At 57.3% G+C, this 19162-nt stretch carries 18 protein-coding genes; 5 read left to right on the top strand and 13 right to left on the bottom strand.

Annotation, left to right across the window (positions count from 1 at the left end; all coding sequences use genetic code 11):
• From tadA to guaB, 6 genes are all read right to left on the bottom strand, one after another.
• Positions 1-1032, bottom strand: a complete 1032-nt coding sequence (gene tadA, locus LINBF2_RS06030; protein WP_281891201.1) for a tRNA adenosine(34) deaminase TadA — start codon at positions 1030-1032, stop codon at positions 1-3.
• Positions 1029-1649, bottom strand: a complete 621-nt coding sequence (locus LINBF2_RS06025) for an FMN-binding negative transcriptional regulator (protein WP_281891200.1) — start codon at positions 1647-1649, stop codon at positions 1029-1031. Before LINBF2_RS06025 ends, tadA begins: the two co-directional genes overlap by 4 nt.
• A 25-nt stretch (positions 1650-1674) precedes the next feature.
• Complete coding sequence (gene infA / locus LINBF2_RS06020; protein WP_104797445.1) at positions 1675-1932, bottom strand: translation initiation factor IF-1; 258 nt, start codon at positions 1930-1932, stop codon at positions 1675-1677.
• A gap of 87 nt (positions 1933-2019) precedes the next feature.
• Positions 2020-2418, bottom strand: a complete 399-nt coding sequence (locus tag LINBF2_RS06015) for a nuclear transport factor 2 family protein (protein WP_281891199.1) — start codon at positions 2416-2418, stop codon at positions 2020-2022.
• A gap of 20 nt (positions 2419-2438) precedes the next feature.
• Complete coding sequence (gene guaA / locus LINBF2_RS06010; protein ID WP_281891197.1) at positions 2439-4055, bottom strand: glutamine-hydrolyzing GMP synthase; 1617 nt, start codon at positions 4053-4055, stop codon at positions 2439-2441.
• Positions 4056-4158: 103 nt separating this feature from the next.
• The gene (gene guaB / locus LINBF2_RS06005) at positions 4159-5628 is read right to left on the bottom strand and encodes an IMP dehydrogenase (RefSeq protein WP_104797448.1); all 1470 of its coding nucleotides are present in this window, start codon (positions 5626-5628) and stop codon (positions 4159-4161) included.
• 151 nt (positions 5629-5779) lie between these two features.
• Between guaB and LINBF2_RS06000 the strand changes: the two genes are divergently transcribed.
• The 4 genes from LINBF2_RS06000 to LINBF2_RS05985 are packed head-to-tail and all read left to right on the top strand — an operon-like array spanning position 5780 to position 11686.
• Positions 5780-7030: a TolC family protein gene (locus LINBF2_RS06000; RefSeq protein WP_281891194.1), complete on the top strand. Its 1251-nt coding sequence runs from the start codon at positions 5780-5782 to the stop codon at positions 7028-7030.
• Between the two features lie 16 nt (positions 7031-7046).
• Entirely contained in the window at positions 7047-8213 is a 1167-nt protein-coding gene (locus LINBF2_RS05995) for an efflux RND transporter periplasmic adaptor subunit (protein WP_281891192.1), read from the top strand.
• Between the two features lie 5 nt (positions 8214-8218).
• Positions 8219-11329, top strand: a complete 3111-nt coding sequence (locus LINBF2_RS05990) for an efflux RND transporter permease subunit (RefSeq protein ID WP_281891190.1) — start codon at positions 8219-8221, stop codon at positions 11327-11329.
• Positions 11330-11344: 15 nt separating this feature from the next.
• Positions 11345-11686: a P-II family nitrogen regulator gene (locus LINBF2_RS05985; RefSeq protein ID WP_281891188.1), complete on the top strand. Its 342-nt coding sequence runs from the start codon at positions 11345-11347 to the stop codon at positions 11684-11686.
• 33 nt (positions 11687-11719) lie between these two features.
• On the opposite strand, the gene LINBF2_RS05980 is transcribed toward LINBF2_RS05985, so the two are convergent.
• From LINBF2_RS05980 to LINBF2_RS05970, 3 genes are read right to left on the bottom strand one after another with little or no spacing between them, the layout of a single operon-like run.
• Entirely contained in the window at positions 11720-12739 is a 1020-nt protein-coding gene (locus tag LINBF2_RS05980) for a DUF6352 family protein (protein WP_281891186.1), read from the bottom strand.
• Positions 12740-12765: 26 nt separating this feature from the next.
• Positions 12766-13131, bottom strand: a complete 366-nt coding sequence (locus tag LINBF2_RS05975) for an RnfH family protein (protein WP_281891184.1) — start codon at positions 13129-13131, stop codon at positions 12766-12768.
• Positions 13128-13580 (bottom strand): type II toxin-antitoxin system RatA family toxin, encoded by a 453-nt coding sequence (locus LINBF2_RS05970; protein WP_281891182.1) that lies wholly within the window; start codon positions 13578-13580, stop codon positions 13128-13130. The genes LINBF2_RS05975 and LINBF2_RS05970 overlap by 4 nt, the downstream gene beginning before the upstream one ends.
• Positions 13581-13627: 47 nt before the next feature.
• On the opposite strand from LINBF2_RS05970, the gene smpB reads away from it, so the two are divergent.
• Positions 13628-14104 (top strand): SsrA-binding protein SmpB, encoded by a 477-nt coding sequence (gene smpB / locus LINBF2_RS05965; protein WP_281891180.1) that lies wholly within the window; start codon positions 13628-13630, stop codon positions 14102-14104.
• 39 nt (positions 14105-14143) lie between these two features.
• On the opposite strand, the gene LINBF2_RS05960 is transcribed toward smpB, so the two are convergent.
• The 4 genes from LINBF2_RS05960 to LINBF2_RS05945 all read right to left on the bottom strand — a co-directional run bounded on the left by LINBF2_RS05960 (position 14144) and on the right by LINBF2_RS05945 (position 19160).
• Complete coding sequence (locus LINBF2_RS05960) at positions 14144-16459, bottom strand: YgiQ family radical SAM protein (protein ID WP_281891178.1); 2316 nt, start codon at positions 16457-16459, stop codon at positions 14144-14146.
• Positions 16460-16523: 64 nt separating this feature from the next.
• Entirely contained in the window at positions 16524-17348 is an 825-nt protein-coding gene (gene murI / locus LINBF2_RS05955) for a glutamate racemase (protein WP_281891176.1), read from the bottom strand.
• 73 nt (positions 17349-17421) lie between these two features.
• Complete coding sequence (locus LINBF2_RS05950) at positions 17422-18369, bottom strand: PfkB family carbohydrate kinase (RefSeq protein WP_281891174.1); 948 nt, start codon at positions 18367-18369, stop codon at positions 17422-17424.
• Entirely contained in the window at positions 18366-19160 is a 795-nt protein-coding gene (locus LINBF2_RS05945; RefSeq protein WP_108358600.1) for an ATP-binding cassette domain-containing protein, read from the bottom strand. Before LINBF2_RS05945 ends, LINBF2_RS05950 begins: the two co-directional genes overlap by 4 nt.
• Positions 19161-19162: the final 2 nt, after the last annotated feature.

Here is a 19162-nt window from a genome sequence, read left to right as displayed (position 1 = left end):
TTAACTTCGTTTCGGCGGTGGCGTGGATACAGGTGCCATCAGCAAGGTGCTCAAGGCACGAGGACCTGCCATGTGGCCACGGTCTGGATATGGCGCATCGCGCAAAGCAGCGGATAGCTCGGGTGACTCGACCCAATGGATAGGCAATTGCAAATTAGCCAGCAAAGGTGCCATCACACGCGGTGCATGCAAAGCCGACGGCGCGGGCTGTACGCTAGCCAAAAACTCGCGCAGCACTTGTGCGTGCCACGCCAAGCGATGCGTAGCGATTTTTTTAGGCTTGTCAGACAGGCCAAACCCAGGCAAGTCCAAAGCGATCACAGGCTCTGCCGATTGCAGTTGCGGCGCATATTGCACGCTCCAGTCGTCGAGCCCATGCAGATACACATGCGGTGAGGCTTGGGCTTGTGTGTTGCTGGTGCGGTTGTCAAACCAATGCAAACGCAAGCCGTCTAAAGCGGGTAAGTCAGCCGTGAAATGCGACAGCGCAATTGGCACATCCAAACTGGAAAATGCAGCGTCTGAAGTGCGCAAAGCATCTTCACGCAAAGGTACTTTGCTCAGCTGTTGCTGAGCACGGCGTTGTTCAAAAAAGCCTTGCAGCAGTGCCGCACATTCGTGGGCCAACACCCCGCCGGTCACTTGGGTTTGGTGGTTGATTTGTTCGTGCGCAAACAGATTGAGTACCGAACCCGCTGCACCTGTTTTAGGCTCGGTCGCGCCAAACACCACGCGCTTGAAACGCGCATGCAGCGCCGCGCCGCTGCACATGGCGCAAGGCTCTAGCGTCACATACAAGGTGCAGTCGTCCAGTCGGTAGTTGCCCAGCGCTTGGGCCGCAGCGCGCATAGCATTTACTTCGGCATGCGCTGTGGGGTCATGGCTGGCCAACGGTGCGTTGTGGGCCGAGGCAATCACCTGCCCTGCCCTCACCACCACCGCACCCACCGGCACTTCACCGGCATCGGCAGCAGCTTGCGCTTGGCGCAAGGCCAGCTGCATGAAGCCGATATCTTCAGGCGAATGCGTCATGGCTGCACCATGCCGAGCTTGACCATCCATTCAGCCAAAGCTTGCTCATCCGCGCTGCCCTGCGCATAGGCAGCATGCATGGCCGCGTGTGATTCGGGGCGGTGTTGGTTGAGTTTGAGCTTGCATTGCAGCTCGGTGATGCACAACTCAAACGCTACGATGGCGTTGAGCATTTTGTGTTGGTAGTCTTCACCCAAACCACGCCACTGCGCGGCATAAGGCGGCTCGTGGTCACCAATGAGTTGTTTGAGTAAGCGGTCTTTGGCAGCAGGCTCTTCTACCAATGTGGCATCAACCTTGGCATGCACTGCCAAGTAGCTCCACGTGGGCACGCGCGTGAGGTCTGGATACACCTTGGGCGACATATAGGCCTGCGGACCCATGAAGGTCACCAGTGCTTGGGGGCGCGACTGCAAATAACGCCAATGCGGGTTGGCCTTGGCACAGTGGCCCAGCAACACGTGCTGGCCATTGGCTTGTGTCAAATGAAGGGGAATGTGCGTGACGGCTGGAAAACCATCGTCGTCCACACTGATGAGGTTTGCAAACGGATGCGCTCGCATGAGAGCGAGCGCATGTGCCTCATCTTTGGCTTTGAACTGCGGGGGCAGGTACACGCCAAATTACCGCGTGGCGGCTTGTTTAAAAACGACGTTTGACCGCTGGGCCTGGACCCTTGCCTTCGATGTGGCGGAAGGTCACACGGGCTTTGTTCATGTCGTAAGGCGACAGTTCAACCGTGACCTTGTCGCCTTCGATGATGCGGATGCGGTGCAGGCGCATTTTGCCGGCGGTGTATGCGATCAGTGAGTGACCGTTTTCCAGGGTGACGCGGTAGCGAGAGTCGGGCAAGACCTCGGTCACGACACCCTTCATTTCGATCATTTCTTCTTTTGCCATGTACTCAGTGTTCTCTAATTTAAAAATTCAAGCCCAAATCGGGCAATTGCTAGCAGCCTCAGATTGTAGGCCGTTTGAAGAGCGGCTTTAGGCCTGGGTGGGCTGGCCGACAAAGGCCTTGTTCGCAATCTTCCAGCCGTCTTTGGTTTGCAGCAGCACGAAGTAGTCGGTAAAAGTCATAGCACCGTGCACAAGCGTGACGCGAGCGCTGGCGGCTGAGCCAGCCACTTCGATCCAATCGATGCTTCGGCGACGCGTTGCTTCGTCCGCCGCTGGCTTACCCCCAAAGCGTTCGCAGTAAATGTCGAGCGGCCAAGAAGTAAACACGCCTTCACGCATGGATTCAATGTGAGCGGTGGGCAAAAACGCCAGCCGCATATAGCTTGCGTCGTCGTGCGCATGACCCAAAAAATATTGCTCAATCGGCGCGCAGGCTGCAAGCTGCTCTGCCGTCAGTGTCGAATTGCTTTGGCTTGGATGTGTCATTTCAAGGTGTCCTTACGGAGTTATTCCCACTCAATAGTGGCCGGTGGCTTCGATGAAACGTCGTAAGTCACGCGGTTGATGCCACGCACTTCGTTGATGATGCGGCCAGACACTTTCTTCAGCAACGCATAAGGCAACTCGGCCCAGTCTGCGGTCATGAAGTCGCTGGTTTGCACGGCGCGCAAGGCCACCACGTAATCGTAGGTGCGGCCATCGCCCATCACGCCCACGCTCTTGACGGGCAAGAACACGGTGAAGGCTTGGCTGGTCAAGGCGTACCAAGATTTGCCAGTGGCTTCATCTTTGAAGTTGTGCAGCTCTTCAATAAAGATCGCATCGGCACGACGCAGCAAGTCGGCGTATTCCTTTTTCACTTCGCCCAAAATTCGCACGCCCAAGCCTGGGCCTGGGAACGGGTGGCGGTACACCATGTCGTGCGGCAGGCCCAAAGCCACGCCGAGTTCGCGCACTTCGTCTTTGAACAATTCGCGCAATGGCTCCAACAACTTCAAGCCCAACTGCTCGGGCAATCCGCCCACGTTGTGGTGGCTCTTGATCGTCACAGCTTTTTTGCTCTTCGCACCGCCGGACTCAATCACGTCTGGGTAAATCGTGCCTTGGGCCAAGAATGTGGCACCTTTGTGGCCGCCGTCACCTGCTTTGAGTTTGGCCGCTTGTTCTTTAAACACATCCACAAACAAGCCACCGATGATTTTGCGTTTGGCTTCTGGCTCACTCACGCCCGCCAATTTGCCCAAGAACAGGTCGCTCGCGTCCACGCGAATCACATGGGCGTGCAACTTGCCCACAAACATGTCCATCACCATGTCACCTTCGTTCAGGCGCAACAGGCCGTGGTCCACAAACACGCAGGTGAGTTTGTCGCCAATGGCGCGGTGAATCAGCGCTGCGGCCACGGATGAATCCACACCGCCCGACAGGCCCAAGATGACTTCTTCGTCACCCACTTGTTTGCGAATGGCTGCCACAGCTTCTTCGATGTAGTCGCCCATGATCCAGTCTGGGCGCGTGCCGCAAATATCCAACACAAAGCGGTTCAACAAAGCTTGGCCCTGCACCGTGTGCGTCACTTCAGGGTGGAACTGCACCGCGTAAAACTTGCGCGCTTCATCCGCCATACCAGCGATGGGGCAAGCTGGCGTAGACGCCATGACCTTAAAGCCTTCGGGCAACTGGGTCACCTTGTCGCCGTGGCTCATCCACACTTTGAGCATGCCGTGGCCTTCGGGCGTGTTGAAGTCTTCAATGTCTTTGAGCAATTCGGTGTGGCCGTGGGCTCGCACTTCGGCATAGCCAAACTCGCGGGTGGTGCCAGCCTCTACCTTGCCGCCCAACTGAGTGGCCATGGTTTGCATGCCGTAGCAAATGCCCAGCACGGGCAGGCCCAGCTCAAACACGGCGTCAGGCGCACGGTCATCCACCTCGTACACGCTGGCGTGGCTGCCTGAAAGGATGATGCCCTTCAGATTGCCGTCTTTGGCGTATTCGCGTACCCAGTCGCTGGTCACGTCGCAAGGATGAACTTCACAAAACACATGGGCCTCGCGCACGCGGCGGGCGATGAGTTGGGTGACTTGAGAGCCGAAATCGAGGATGAGGATTTTTTGGTGCGACATAAATAAAAAAGGGCCGTCAAATGGCCTAGCTGGATATTGTCTCAAAAAACAAAGCCACCCCGAAGGATGGCTTTCTAGGGAACACTTAAAGCTTATTCAGCTCTTATTCGGCGCGATAGTTAGGCGCTTCTTTGGTGATTTGCACGTCATGCACATGGCTTTCACGAATGCCCGCTGCCGTGATTTCCACAAACTGAGATTCTTCGTGCATGGCTTCGATCGTGGCGCAACCGCAGTAGCCCATGCTGGCGCGTAAGCCGCCAGCCATTTGGTAAATGATGGAAACGACCGAACCCTTGTAAGGCACACGGCCCTCAATCCCTTCGGGCACCAGCTTGTCGGCGTTGGGGTTGCCGGTGCTGGACTCTTGGAAGTAGCGGTCGGCACTGCCCTGCTGCATGGCACCGATCGAGCCCATGCCACGGTAGCTCTTGTAGCTGCGACCTTGGAATAACACGATTTCGCCCGGCGCCTCTTCGGTCCCCGCAAACATGCCGCCCATCATCACCGTGCCCGCGCCTGCTGCGATGGCTTTGGCAATGTCGCCGCTGTAGCGAATGCCGCCGTCGGCAATCAGTGGCACGCCTGTGCCTTTGAGGGCTGTGGCCACACTGTCCACCGCCATGATTTGCGGCACGCCCACACCTGCCACGATGCGGGTGGTACAGATAGAACCAGGACCAATGCCCACCTTCACGCCGTCCGCACCAGCTTCGACCAAAGCCAAAGCAGCTGCACCCGTGGCGATGTTGCCGCCGATGACTTCGATGTGGGGGTAGTTTTGTTTGACCCAACGCACGCGCTCGATCACACCTTTGCTGTGGCCGTGCGCGGTGTCCACCACGATGGCATCCACGCCAGCACGAGACAAGGCCTCGACCCGTTCTTCGGTGCCCTCGCCCACACCCACCGCAGCGCCTACGCGCAGCTTGCCTGCGGCATCGCGTGCGGCGTTGGGGAAGTTGAGTTGTTTGGTGATGTCTTTGACGGTGATCAGGCCTTTGAGCTCAAACGCATCATTGACCACCAACAAACGCTCGAGCTTGTGTTTGTTCAACAGGTGCTTGGCTTGCTCGGGCGTGGTGCCTTCAGGCACGGTGACCAAGCGCTCACGCGGCGTCATGATTTCGCTGACACGTTGGTCGTAGCGGGTCTCAAAACGCAAATCGCGGCCGGTGACGATACCGACCACTTTGCCGCCATCGCACACGGGAAAGCCTGACACACCCAGCTCTTCCGACAGGGCCATCACTTGGCGCACGGTGGTTTCGGGGGTGATGACCACGGGGTCACGCAACACGCCCGATTCATAACGCTTGACCTTGGCCACTTGGGCCGCTTGCTCTTGCGCGGTGAGGTTTTTGTGCACGATGCCAATACCGCCCTCTTGGGCAATCGCAATCGCCAATCGCGCTTCCGTGACCGTGTCCATGGCCGCAGAGACCAAGGGCAAGTTCAGACGGATGTTGCGGGTGAATTGCGTTGCGAGGGACGTGTCCTTAGGCAGGACTTGAGAGAACGCGGGGACGAGCAGAACGTCGTCAAAAGTGAGGGCTTTGCCAAGCAGGCGCATGTTGATAGCTCCAAAAACAGCATTGTACGTAAGGGGTAAATACGACTTGTATACAGCAGCAAGATTGAACTATTCCTTAATGAATGGATGGCATTGACGCTTCTACGACAATGCCGTATCAATTTGCAAAATCTGCACAAAGGTGATTCGTTTGACATCGCACCCAAAACAACAACTGACCGCCCTGCTGCTGTGTATCTCTGCCACTTTCGGGAATTTAGCGTGTGCTGAATCTGTGAAACTCAACTTGCCAGATTTAGAAAACATGATGTTCACCCAAAGCCCTGCCTTGCGCAGCGCGACCAACGCCGTGGACGCAGCGCGTGCAGCCGTGGACACCGCACGAACCATCCCCAACCCACAAATTGAAGTGATGAACGGCACACGCAAGCCGCGTCCTGGTTACACGGACACACATGCGAACGCCAACCTGAAATCTATCAGCTTGACCCAAGACTTAGACATGCCTTGGCACCGCTTCCCCCGCGTGGACGGTGCGCTGGCCGGGCTAAGCGCAGCCCAAGCCAACGAACAATCATTCAGAGCCGACATGCGGGCCCAATTGCGTTTGCGCTACTACGACTTGGTCCGACGCACAGCTGAAAACCGCGTGGCTCGCGAAGACGTGAAGTTGATGGAAGGCATTCACAAACGCATTGAGTTGCAAGTTGAGACGGGTGAGAAAGCCAAGTTCGAACTGGTCAAAGCCAACGCCGAATTGTTGAACGCTCAAAAAATGCAAGAGTCCGCCACGTTGCGTGTGCGCCAGTCACGTGGCGCTTTACGTGCTTTGGTGGGCGTGACCTTGCCCGAAGCATTTGAGGTTCAAGAGCAAACCCACACGTTTGCGCCCCCTGCCCCGCTGAATGAAGTGCGCGACGCTGTGTTGAAAACCAACCCTGAACTTCAACGCACCCGCGCCGAACGCCAACAACTGGATCGCAAGCTGAGCGAAGAAAAATCTTTGCGCTTCCCCAAGTTTGCGCTGCGCGCAGACCAAGACAACGATCCTGAATGGCGCAGCAAACGCGTGGGCGTGGCGATGAACCTGCCCTTGTGGGACTGGCGTGGCGGCCCTGTGGGTGAAGCCGCTGCCAAGCTCTCGCAAACAGACAACCAACTGGCGTACCAAGAATTCTCTTTGCTGCAATCGCTGGAAGCGGCGTATCAGCAATACGACATTGCCAACGCACAAGTGGTTGCCCTAGAAGGCGGCATCGTTCGCCATGCAGCCAATGCTTTGCGCATTGCGGAGCTGGCCTACAAAGCTGGTGAGAAAAGCTTCTTAGATGTGATGGATGCGCAACGCGTCTACCGAGCCGCACGCAACGAACTCATCACCGCTCAGTTTGAGCTGGCCAGCGCTTGGGCCGAAATTGAACGCCTGCGCGCAAACACCTGATCACAAGAAGGTTTCCATGTATTTCAACCATCTCACATTGCGCACACTCACGGGCCTGTTGTTGTGTAGCGCCTTGGCTTTGTCGGCTTGTAAAAAAGCCACGGTGCAAGAAGCCACCAGTACCGAAAGTGATGCCATGCGCGTGTTTGCGCCTGAAAGCTTGAAGGCGCAAATTCAAGTCGCTGACGTGGTCAGCTTCGAGTTGTCTGACACGCTGCGCGTGGCCGGCCAAATTGACTTTGACGAACAAGCCCTCACCCGCATTGGCGCCAGTGTCACAGGCCGCGTGACCCAAATTCATGCACAGCTGGGCAACGTGGTGAACAAGGGCGACACACTGGCCTTGATCAACAGCAGCGAACTGTCGGGCTCGCAGCTGGCTTACCTCAAAGCACGCTCAGAAAAAGAGCTGCATCGCCGCAATGTGGAACGTGCCAAAACGCTGTTTGATGCAGACGTCATCAGCGCGGCGGAGTTGCAACGTCGTGAAAACGAATACGAAATTGCCTCGGCAGAAACGCGTGCAGCCCAAGACCAGTTGCGCGTGCTGGGCGTGAGCGCCAAAGCCATCGAGCGTCTGGCATCAACCGGCACCATAGACTCTGTGGCCAGCGTGGTGGCCACCATCAAAGGTGTGGTGGTCGAGCGAAAAATTGCCGCTGGCCAAGTGGTGCAACCCTCCGATGTGTTGTTTGCCGTGGCCGATTTGAGCCGTGTCTGGGCCGTGGCCCAAGTGCCAGAGCAGCAAATCAGTCAAGTCAAAGTGGGTCAATCGGTGAGCATCGAAGTGCCAGCCCTTGCCAATGAAAAACTGGTGGGCAAACTCATTTATGTCGGCCAAACCGTCAACCCGGACACCCGCACCGTGCTGGTTCGCACAGAGCTGGACAACAGCAGCGGTCGCCTCAAGCCATCCATGTTGGCCTCGATGTTGATCGAGTCCGCACCTGTGCCGCGCGTGGTCGTACCCATCACGGCGGTGGTGCGACAAGACGAAGTCGACCACGTGTTCGTGGAAGAGTCCAACAGCTACTTCCGCCTCATTCCCGTCAAGCTGGCGGCCGAGCAAAACGGCCAGCGCGTGGTGTTGGAAGGCCTCAAGCCAGGCATGCGCATCGTCTCAGAAGGTGCGTTCCATTTGAACAACCATCGCAATCTCGCTGAGATGGAAAACGGGGGCTAAGCACCATGTTGGAATCTCTCGTTCGCGCTGCGCTCAAGCAGCGCTTGGTGGTCTGCGTCATTGCCGTTGTCTTTTTGTTCTTTGGCTTGCATGCGGCCACCAAACTCTCGGTCGACGCTTTTCCAGACGTGACCAACGTACAGGTGCAAATTGCCACCGAAGCACCCGGTCGCTCGCCTGAAGAGGTTGAGCGGTTCGCTACTGTTCCCATCGAAGTCGCCATGACGGGCTTGCCCGGCTTGACCGAGTTACGCTCGCTCAACAAACCCGGTTTGTCGCTCATCACCCTCGTGTTTACCGACAGCACCAGTGTTTACTTTGCGCGTCAGTTGGTGATGGAGCGTTTGATGGAGGTGGGCCAACGCTTGCCCGCAGGCATCACCCCCGTGCTGGGGCCTGTGTCCTCAGGACTGGGCGAGGTTTACCAATACACGCTAGAACACGCCAACGATGGCAACCGTGAACTGAGCGAAGAAGAACTCACCCAACGCCGCGTGGTGCAAGACTGGGTGCTGCGCCCATTGCTGCGCTCGATTCCTGGCGTGGCCGAAATCAACTCGCAAGGCGGTTACGTCAAGCAGTACCACGTGCTGGTGAACCCCGAGCGTTTGCGCCATTACCGCATCAGTTTGTCTGAGGTGTATGACGCTGTCTCACGCAACAACGCCAACTCCGGTGGCGGTGTGCTACCCCAAGCGGCAGAACAATATTTGATTCGTGGCGTGGGCTTGATTCAAGGCGTGAACGACCTCGGCCAAATCGTGTTGAAAGAAATCAACGGCACACCGGTGTACATGCGCGATGTGGCCGAAGTCAAACTCGGCCACGATGTACGCCAAGGCGCACTCATCAAAAATGGCACCACCGAAGCGGTGGGCGGCATTGTGATGATGATGACGGGCGGCAATGCCAAAGAAGTGGTGAGTCGCATCAAAACCCGTGTGAAAGAGATCAACGACCGCGGCATGTTGCCCAACGATTTGAAGGTGGTGCCCTACTACGACCGCTCAGAGCTGGTGGATGCTGCGCTGTGGACCGTCACCAAAGTGCTGATTGAAGGCGTGGTGTTGGTGGTGATTGTGTTGTTCCTATTTTTGGGCGATGTGCGCTCCTCACTCATCGTGGTGGCCACTTTGGTGCTCACGCCTTTGCTCACCTTCATGGCCATGAACAAGCTCGGCATTTCTGCCAACCTCATGTCACTGGGTGGCTTGGCCATTGCGATTGGCTTGATGGTGGACGGCTCGGTGGTGGTGGTGGAAAACGCCTACGCCCGTTTGGGCCGTGCGGCTGAGTTGGGCGAAAGCAAAGTGCGCGGCATTTTGAATGCGGTGCTCGAAGTGGCCACACCTGTGATTTTTGGCGTGGGCATCATCATCTTGGTGTTCTTGCCCTTGATGACTTTGCAGGGCATGGAAGGCAAGATGTTTGCCCCCCTCGCCTACACGATTGCCATTGCACTGGCCGTGTCACTGGTGCTGTCCATGACTTTGTCGCCTGTGTTGTCCTCGTATTTGCTCAAGCCCCCCGAAGGCGATGGCGACCACGACACACCGCTCATCAAAGCGCTCAAGTCACGCTACTTGAAGTTGCTGGACTTGGCCATGTCCAACCAAAAACGCACGGTGCAGGTGTCGCTGGCCACCTTTGTGTTGGCTGTGCTGATACTGCCCTTCTTGGGCACGGCGTTCATTCCTGAAATGAAAGAAGGTTCGGTAGTGCCCGGCATCAACCGCGTACCCAATATTTCATTGAATGAATCCATCAAGATGGAAATGCAGGCCATGAAGTTGGTCATGACGGTGCCCGGCGTCAAATCTGCCATCTCAGGTTTGGGCCGTGGTGAATCGCCTGCCGACCCACAAAGCGTGAACGAATCCACGCCCATCGTCAGCTTGAAGCCTCGCAGCGAATGGCCTTCGGGCTGGGACCAAACCGACATCACCAACGCGATGAACGACAAGCTCAAGGTCTTGCCCGGCGTACAAATTGTGATGGCACAGCCCATCTCCGATCGCGTGGACGAGATGGTCACCGGCGTGCGTTCAGACATCGCGGTGAAAGTGTTTGGCGACGATTTGGATGACCTCAAACGCGTGGCCAACCAAATTGCCAAAGTGGCGCAAACCATTCAAGGCGCACAAGACTTGCGCGTGGAGCGCATCTCGGGTCAGCAGTATTTGCAAATTGACATTGACCGCCAAGCCATTGCACGCATGGGTCTGAACGTGTCGGATGTGAATGACATGATCGAAACCGCGATTGGCGGCAAAGTGGCCTCCGAGGTATTTGAAGGCGAACGTCGCTTCTCTGCCGTGGTGCGTTTGCCTGAGCGGTTTCGCGACAACATTGAAGCCATCTCCAACATCATCCTCAACTCGGCCAATGGCGCGCAAGCCCGCTTGGCTGACATGGCCAAGATTCAGGTGCTCGATGGCCCAGCCCAAATTTCACGCGAAATGGCCAAGCGCCGCATTGTGGTGGGCATCAACGTGAAAGATCGAGACCTCGGCAGCTTTGTGAAAGAGCTACAGGCCAAGGTCGACAGCAAGGTCAAGCTGCCTGAGGGCTATTACTTGGAATGGGGCGGCCAGTTCCAAAACATGGAACGTGCCTTGGGCCACTTGAAAATCATTGTTCCCATCACGGTGGCGGCGATTTTCTTCTTGCTGTTCTTGCTGTTCAACTCGGTCAAGTTCGCCACGCTGATCATCACAGTGCTGCCGTTTGCGTCGGTGGGTGGCGTGATTGGCTTGTTTATTTCTGGCGAGTATTTGTCAGTCCCTGCATCTGTGGGTTTCATTGCGCTTTGGGGCATTGCGGTGCTCAACGGTGTGGTGCTGGTGTCGTACATCCGCAGCTTGCGTGAAGGCGGTATGTCCGTCAAAGACGCGGTGCTTGAGGGTGCACGCCAGCGCTTCCGCCCCGTGATGATGACCGCCACGGTCGCCATGCTGGGCCTGATTCCGTTCCTTATTTCAGATGGCCCCGGCTCTGAAGTGCAGCGCCCCTTGGCCATTGTGGTGATTGGTGGACTGATCACCTGCACCTTGCTGACCTTGGTGGTGGTGCCCACGATTTATCACTGGTTCGACGAAGCCGAACCCGAAGCTTGAGTGAAAGAAAACGACATGAAAGAAATCAAAGCCATCATTCGCCCTTCCAAGCTGCCCACCTTGCGCGAAAAACTGCGCAGCTTGCCTGGCTTTCCGGGCATGACCGTGAGCAAGGCAGAAGGCTGCTCGGCACCCAGCCTGCACACCCCTGCAAATTTGAAAGAAGAGCTAACAGACTACACACCCAAAGTACGCATTGAAATTGTGTCGCCTGATGAGATGTGCGACAGCATCGTGGACCTGATTGTTCACACCGCACAAATCGGCCAAATTGGCGATGGTCTGGTGTGGGTCACCGATATCACGCGCGCGGTGTTTTTGTACAAGTCGGTCGCGGGGCCGATTGAGCGCCCCTGACAACGCAAGCCAAGCCTCAGTGCTTGGCTTTTTTTATGAGCGCTGTGCCAAAGGCAAATTCAGCAACAAGTTTTGCGGCTTAAGCTTCAAACGCTGATTGGCATCCACCGCCATGGCCAAGTACACGGGCTTGCCGCGCACCTCGGCCAACATGTCGTTGGGCTCCACGAATTCCAACTTGAACAAACACAGCAAGCGTTCCATGCGTTCAGCATCCACCTCTTTGCCTTGGTAGAGGTCGTTCAACACACCGCTGGCTTGGGCATCTAGGCCCACATGCCATACCCAATGGTCGTCGTTGATCTCGCGCTCGGTTTGGATACGCACCTGCACACCTAAGAAGTGTTGCACCCACTTGGCCAACACCTCACACAGCGCATTCAACGCAGGCTGGCCGCGGTTGAGGCTGACCACCCAATCAAAACTCTCGCTACGGGGCCAATACGCGTCTTGGTTGTCCTCGTTGAGCACATCCAAGTCCACGCTGCGCAGTTTGATGCCGCCTTGCTTGAGCAATTCACCAATTGAGCCAAAGCCACTTTGTGTGGCGTGGCGCTCGACCGTTTCGTCGTCAGCCGCCATGACAGAACCGTCTTCCAGCACGGTGATCTTTTGGGTGTGCATCAGCATCTCGGCCACACGCGCTTGCATGGCCGTGGGCGCTTCGCCCAAGACATGACGCAACAAGATGTGGGTGATGTGCTGCACCAGCAAGGGCGGCACATCCACGCCCTCGCCTTTGAACAAGGCGATGTAGCTGGCTTCTAAGGTAGGCAGCGTGGTGATGCGCTGGCGAAAGCGCAACCACACGGCGTAGTTGTCGGCGGCGTCTTTGTCTTGCAGCTCAGCCAGTTCTTGCGCGGGCACTTCTCGGCGCGGCTGCTCTACCAAGCTGTGGTGCAGCGCCACTTCGGCGGCACATGAGCTGGCAATGGGAGCCAGCTCAGGACGCTCTAAGAGAAAGCGCAAAAAGTCGTCCGTCACCACCAAGTGGCCGGCCTCATTGGATGTGAGCAGCGAATAGCCACAGGTGGGCCAGAGAGGATTTGTCATGGTTGTTTGCCTGAGTTTGGCTACGCTTAGTAGCCGGGCTTCGCGCCCGCGCGGCGCTTAGAGAACAAGCCTGCGCGGCTGGTGCCTTGTTTTTGGAATCGCTCACGACGCGCTACCTTTGGGTCAACGGTCAAAGCACGGCAAATTTCAATACGGTCTAAATCGCGCAACACATGGTTGGGCGTTGTCTTCTTGCCCCAAATGCACACGGTAAAGGCTTCGGGCTGGCTCAAGTCAATCTCTGGACATTCAGCCAGCATGCCGCTTTGTTGCAAGGCTTGCATCACCGTCACGCCAGCGCTGAGTGGCAACACGAACTCATGCACCACACGGGGTGCGGGCGAATACATCACGGTGATGTGGACGGTGGCATTCACGCTGTCAGTACTCACGCGACGTACACCTGCTCTGCCCGCTTCACAAACGCGTCCACCAAGGTGGCGGCGATTTTGTCGAACACGGGGCCTACCAAGGCGCCAAACATGCTCTCGAAGGCGTAGTTCAAGGTCAGCTCAATGCGGCAAGCGCGTTGGGGCTCTTGGGTGTTGGGGTCGAGCAGCGGATGGAAATCCCAGGTGCCATCCAAATGCTTAAACGGGCCATCCACGAGTTCCAACTTGACTTGGCGGCCTTCGATGTGCACGTTGCGTGTGGTGAAGCTTTTGTGAAAGCCACCAAAGGTCATACCCACTTGGGCTGTCGCACCATCGGCATGGGTTTCGAGCACTGCAGCGCGGTCGCACCAAGGCAAAAACTCAGGATATCGGGCCACATCAGTAACCAGCGCAAACATTTCTTCAGCGCTAAACCAGATAAGAACGGACTTGTGTACGGTTTTCATAGAATGGTCCACATTGTAAGAAGCTCTACTGTCCCCACATTACCTAAATGGCTACCAAAAAACCTGCAACTCAATCGCGCATCGCTGACAACAAAAAGGCGGCGTACAACTACTTCTTCGAAGAAAAGTTCGAGGCAGGCATGGTGCTGGAAGGCTGGGAGGTCAAATCTGCCCGAGAAGGCAAAGTGCAGCTCACCGACGGCTATGTGGTGGTGCGCAATGGCGAGTTGTTTTTGATCGGCTGCCAAATCAACCCACTGCACACAGCGTCCAGCCACGTCAACCCAGACAATGTGCGCACAAAAAAGCTGCTGCTGAAAAAAGACGAGATCAAACGTCTCATCGGCAAGGTCGAGCAAAAAGGCCACACCCTCGTGCCTATCAACCTGCATTGGAAAAACGGCAAGATCAAATGCGACATCGCGCTGGCCAAAGGCAAGGCTGAGCACGACAAGCGCGACACCATCAAGGACCGCGAAGGCAAGCGCGAGGTGGAGCGTGCGATGAAGTCGCGCAGCCGCTAAACACATCTGTCTGAGCGGTTCTCGCTCAGACTTCTCACATCAACGGTTGGGTTTTCGCTTGGCGACGTTGGCGCTGGGTTTGCCTGCGCCATTCACACGTGGTGGCAAACCTGTGTGCTGGGTGAGCACACGCCCCTTGGTAGGCGTAGCCGTGCTGTTCTTGCGACGCGCACTGGTGTAGCCACCATCCGTCAGAGGCTGGAAGGTCGGAATCAAATGCTGCTTGCCATTGCCAATCAGGTCGGCACGGCCCATGGCCTTCAAGGCCTCACGCAACAAAGGCCAGTTGTTCGCATCGTGGTAGCGCAGAAAAGCTTTGTGCAAACGACGGCGACGCTCGCCGCGCACGATGTCCACGCTCTCACTGGTGCGCGTCACGCGGCCCAAGGGGTTGCGGCCTGAGTGGTACATGGCCGTGGCCGTGGCCATTGGGCTGGGGTAGAAGGTTTGCACTTGGTCGGCGCGAAAGCCATTGCGCTTGAGCCACAGGGCCAAGTTCATCATGTCTTCGTCGCTGGTGCCAGGGTGGGCGGCGATGAAGTAAGGCACGAGGAACTGCTTCTTGCCCACTTCTTCGCTGAACTTGTCGAACATGGTTTTGAAGCGGTCATACGAGCCGATGCCGGGTTTCATCATCTTCGACAGTGGGCCACCTTCGGTGTGCTCAGGCGCAATCTTGAGGTAGCCACCCACGTGGTGCTGCACCAGCTCTTTCACGTACTCAGGCGACTTGACGGCCAAGTCGTAACGCAGGCCTGAGCCAATCAAGATTTTCTTGATGCCCTTGAGTGCACGCCCACGGCGGTAAATGTTGATGAGCGGTGTGTGGTTGGTGCCCAAGTTTTGGCAAATGCCGGGGTACACGCAGCTGGGCTTACGGCAGGCTGCTTCAATCTCTGGGCTTTTGCAACCCAAGCGGTACATATTGGCGGTGGGGCCACCGAGGTCGGAGATGACGCCGGTGAAGCCAGACACTTTGTCGCGGATGTCTTCAATCTCGCGAATGACCGACTCTTCACTGCGGCTTTGGATGATGCGGCCTTCGTGCTCGGTGATGGAGCAAAACGTACAACCCCCAAAGCAACCACGCATGATGTTGACGCTGAAGCGAATCATCTCCCACGCGGGGATTTTGGTGGCGCCATCGTGGCTGCCGTTCTCATCCGCATAGGCAGAATGTGGGCTGCGCGCGTACGGCAAGTCAAACACGTGGTCCATCTCTGCTGTGGTCAGCGGGATGGGCGGTGGGTTGACCCACACATCACGCGCGGTATGGCCTTCGCCGTGGGCTTGCACCAAAGCACGGGCGTTGCCGGGGTTGGTTTCTAAGTGCAGCACGCGGTTGGCGTGGGCATAAAGGATGGGGTCTGACTTGACTTGTTCGTACGCGGGCAGGCGGATCACGCTGCGCTCGCGTGGAGGCACTTTGAGTTTGCCTTTGCCTTGGAACGCTGGGTTCGGTACAAAGTTAATGACTTTTGCACCGACCTGCGCATTGGCGGCATCCGCCACCGCATTGGCCTCGTCTTCACGCGCACAGGTTTCACCCTGCGCTTTGGCTTGCTCGCTCACCATCAAATACGGATTGACGTGGGCCTCCACCCTGCCCGGCACATCAATGCTGGACGAGTCAATTTCAAACCAGCCTTCTGGCGTTTCGCGACGCACAAAGGCGGTACCGCGCACATCGGTGATGTCTTGCACCGGCTCTTTGGCAGCCAAGCGGTGGGCGATTTCCACAATCGCGCGCTCGGCGTTGCCGTACAGCAGCAAATCGCATTTGCTGTCCACCACGATGGAGCGGCGCACTTTGTCGGACCAGTAATCGTAATGCGCAATGCGGCGCAACGAGCCTTCAATACCACCCAACACGATGGGCACATCGTTGTAGGCTTCTTTGCAGCGTTGGCTGTACACCAGTGCGGCGCGGTCGGGGCGCTTGCCACCCACATCGCCTGGGGTGTAGGCGTCGTCGGTGCGAATTTTGCGGTCAGCGGTGTAGCGGTTGATCATCGAATCCATGTTGCCGGCGGTCACGCCGAAAAACAGGTTCGGTTTGCCCAGCGCTTTGAAGGGGGCAGCACTTTGCCAATCGGGTTGGGCGATGATGCCCACGCGAAAACCTTGGTTCTCAAGCATGCGGCCAATGACGGCCATGCCAAAGCTCGGGTGATCCACATACGCGTCGCCGGTGACGATGATGATGTCGCAGCTGTCCCAGCCGAGCTGTGTCATTTCCTCGCGCGACATCGGTAAAAACGGGGCCGTGCCAAAACGGGCCGCCCAGTATTTGCGGTAACTGGTCAGCGGCTTGGCGTTGCGGGGGAAAAGGGAGACGTCGGCGTAGGCATTCATGAAGGGCATAAGTGTACGGGTTAGCCCCTTCCCTTCGGGTTTTAGGGGCTATCGGCCCAAGCCTTTAAGGCAGCGCCTGCACCGTGAGCGGCGCGTCCCACAGGTGGGACATGACGGCTTGTGCCTGCGCCACATCGCCTGAGGTGAAAAACTGCACGTGTCCTTGCTGGCTTGCGCTAGACAAACTCCCGTTGTTTGCCAAACGACGGGCCAACTCTCGGGCCACAGCCTCGGCAGGATCGAGCAACGTCACGCCCTCACCCGCAACGCGTTGGATGGTGTCGCGTAAAAACGGGTAATGCGTGCAGCCCAGCACCAAGGTGTCTGCGCCCTGCTCTAGCAGCGGCGTGATGAACTGGCGCACCAGGCTTTCAGTTTCAGCGCTGTGCAAATCGGCGCGTTCGACTTGCTCCACCAAACCGGGGCAGCCTTGCAGCAAGATGCGTTTGTCCGCGCCATACAACTCAACCAGCTTAGCCACCGCCGCGCTTTGCACGGTTTGGCGCGTGGCCAACACGCCCACCACGCCGCTGCGCGTCAGTGCCACGGCGGGCTTGATGGCGGGCTCAATCGCCACCACGGGCAAATGCGTTTGTTCGCGCAAGGTTTTGGCGGCCACCACCGTGGCCGTGTTGCAAGCGATGGTGATGCCCTTCACGCCTTGCTCGGCCAACCAGTTGCCCACAGTCAGCGTGCGTTGGGTGATGTGCGCTTCAGATTGGTCGCCATACGGGGCGTGACCGGAGTCCGCCACATACACCAAGTGCTCATGCGGCAGCGCAGCGCGGATGGCGCGCAAGACGGACAGGCCACCGACACCCGAATCAAACACGCCAATGGCGCCTTGAAATGGGCTCGCTGTCGTGGATGAGGCAATGGGCTGGGACATGGTCCGAAGGTGCAGAAACTGGGTTGGGGTGAATCAACAATCTTGCACATTCTCGCCGAGACGAAGGCGGCTGTTAAAGCGCCGCGTCTAAGGTCGCTATATCGGGAGGTTGGCAGCCGACACGGCTGCAATTGATGGCGGCAGCCACCAAGGCGCGTTGCAAGGTTTCAGGCACACGTTGCATGGCAAGGCTGTTGTTGTTCAAGGTGTCGTGCCGTACCCAATCTGCCAAGCAACTGCCCCAAAACGTGTCGCCTGCGCCCACTGTGTCTTTCACATCCACCACGGGCGCTGCGCCTTGTGCATGTGCATCACCCACTTGCAAATAAGCGCCTTGCGCACCAAAGGTCAACGCCACACGCGAGCAACCTTGGGCCATCCAATGCGTCGCCAAGCTGGAGGCATTGGCCAAAGACACCTCTGCAAAACCGAGCAGTTCTAAATCTTCGTCACTGGCTTTGAGCCAATCGGCAAGGGCCGCCACTTCACGCACGGCTTGCAAGTACGCAGGCACATCATGGGCCACGCGTAGGCGCAGGTTCACGTCCACGCTGATGATCCAACCCAAACGCTTGGCAGCCGCAACGATTTGCAAGACCTTGTGGTGCTCGGGTGGCATGGCCATGAGCGAGCCCGTGTGCAAGATACCTGGCGGCGACGCCTCTAACAAAGCCACCACATCAGCCACTTGGTAGTCACGGTCGGCCACGCCTTCACGGTAAAAACCGTAACTGGGTTGCCCCTCATACACTTGCACCACAGCCAGCGAGGTGGGCAAGGCCGAGCGCGGCAACAAGCTGCGTGCATGGTTGGCTTGCAAATGGTCGAGCAATGCTTGGCCAAATGCATCCGTCGACAACGGTGCAATGAACCCCACCGACGCACCTTGCAGCGCTGTGGCGCAAGCCAAGTTGTAAGGGCTGCCACCCAAGTGCGGCACCAGCGAGCCATCGGGCTGCGCCATGCAGTCCATCAAGGCTTCACCCAGCACCCAGACCGGCGTGTGTGATGCAGTGCTCAAGCCAAGCACTCCGCAGGAATGTCTTCGGGCTTCATCGCGCCCGTCATCACAGCCACGGTGTCACTCATGCTGATGTTTTTCGGGTTCAACACGGCGGCACGCTTACCCAATCGAGCCACATGAATGCGATCAGCAATTTCAAACACATGGGGCATGTTGTGCGAAATCAGCACCACGGGCAGGCCTTTGTCGCGCACGCGGCGAATCAGCTCAAGCACCATATTGCCTTCTTTCACGCCCAGCGCAGCCGTGGGTTCATCCATGATGACCACGTGCTGCGCAAATGCTGCAGCGCGGGAGACAGCCACGCACTGACGCTGACCGCCAGACAAGGTTTCTACCGCTTGGGTCATCGAGCGAATGCCCACCTTGAGGTCGTTCATGCGCTCAATGCTTTCTTGCAGCATTCGCTTTTTGTCCAGCATGCGCAGCACGTTGCCTGCAAAGCCGGGACGACGAATTTCGCGGCCTAAAAACAAGTTCTCGGCAATGCTCATCGCAGGCGCGACTGCCAAATCTTGGTACACGGTTTCAATGCCTGCGCGGCGCGCGTCGATGGGCGATTTGAAATAGATAGGGTTGCCATCCAAAGAAATCATGCCTTCATCAGGCACCGTGGCGCCCGACAAACATTTGATGAGTGACGACTTGCCCGCGCCGTTGTCGCCAATGACCGCCAAAATTTCGCCTGCGCGCAGCTCAAAGTCTGCACCGTCCAACGCGGTCACTTGACCGTAGCGTTTGACCAAACCTTTGGCCGACATGACGATGTTGTGTTGTGTGCCGCTCATGA

Source organism: Limnohabitans sp. TEGF004 (assembly GCF_027924965.1).
Taxonomy (GTDB): domain Bacteria; phylum Pseudomonadota; class Gammaproteobacteria; order Burkholderiales; family Burkholderiaceae_C; genus Limnohabitans.
This window is presented reverse-complemented; position numbering and strand designations above follow the sequence as displayed.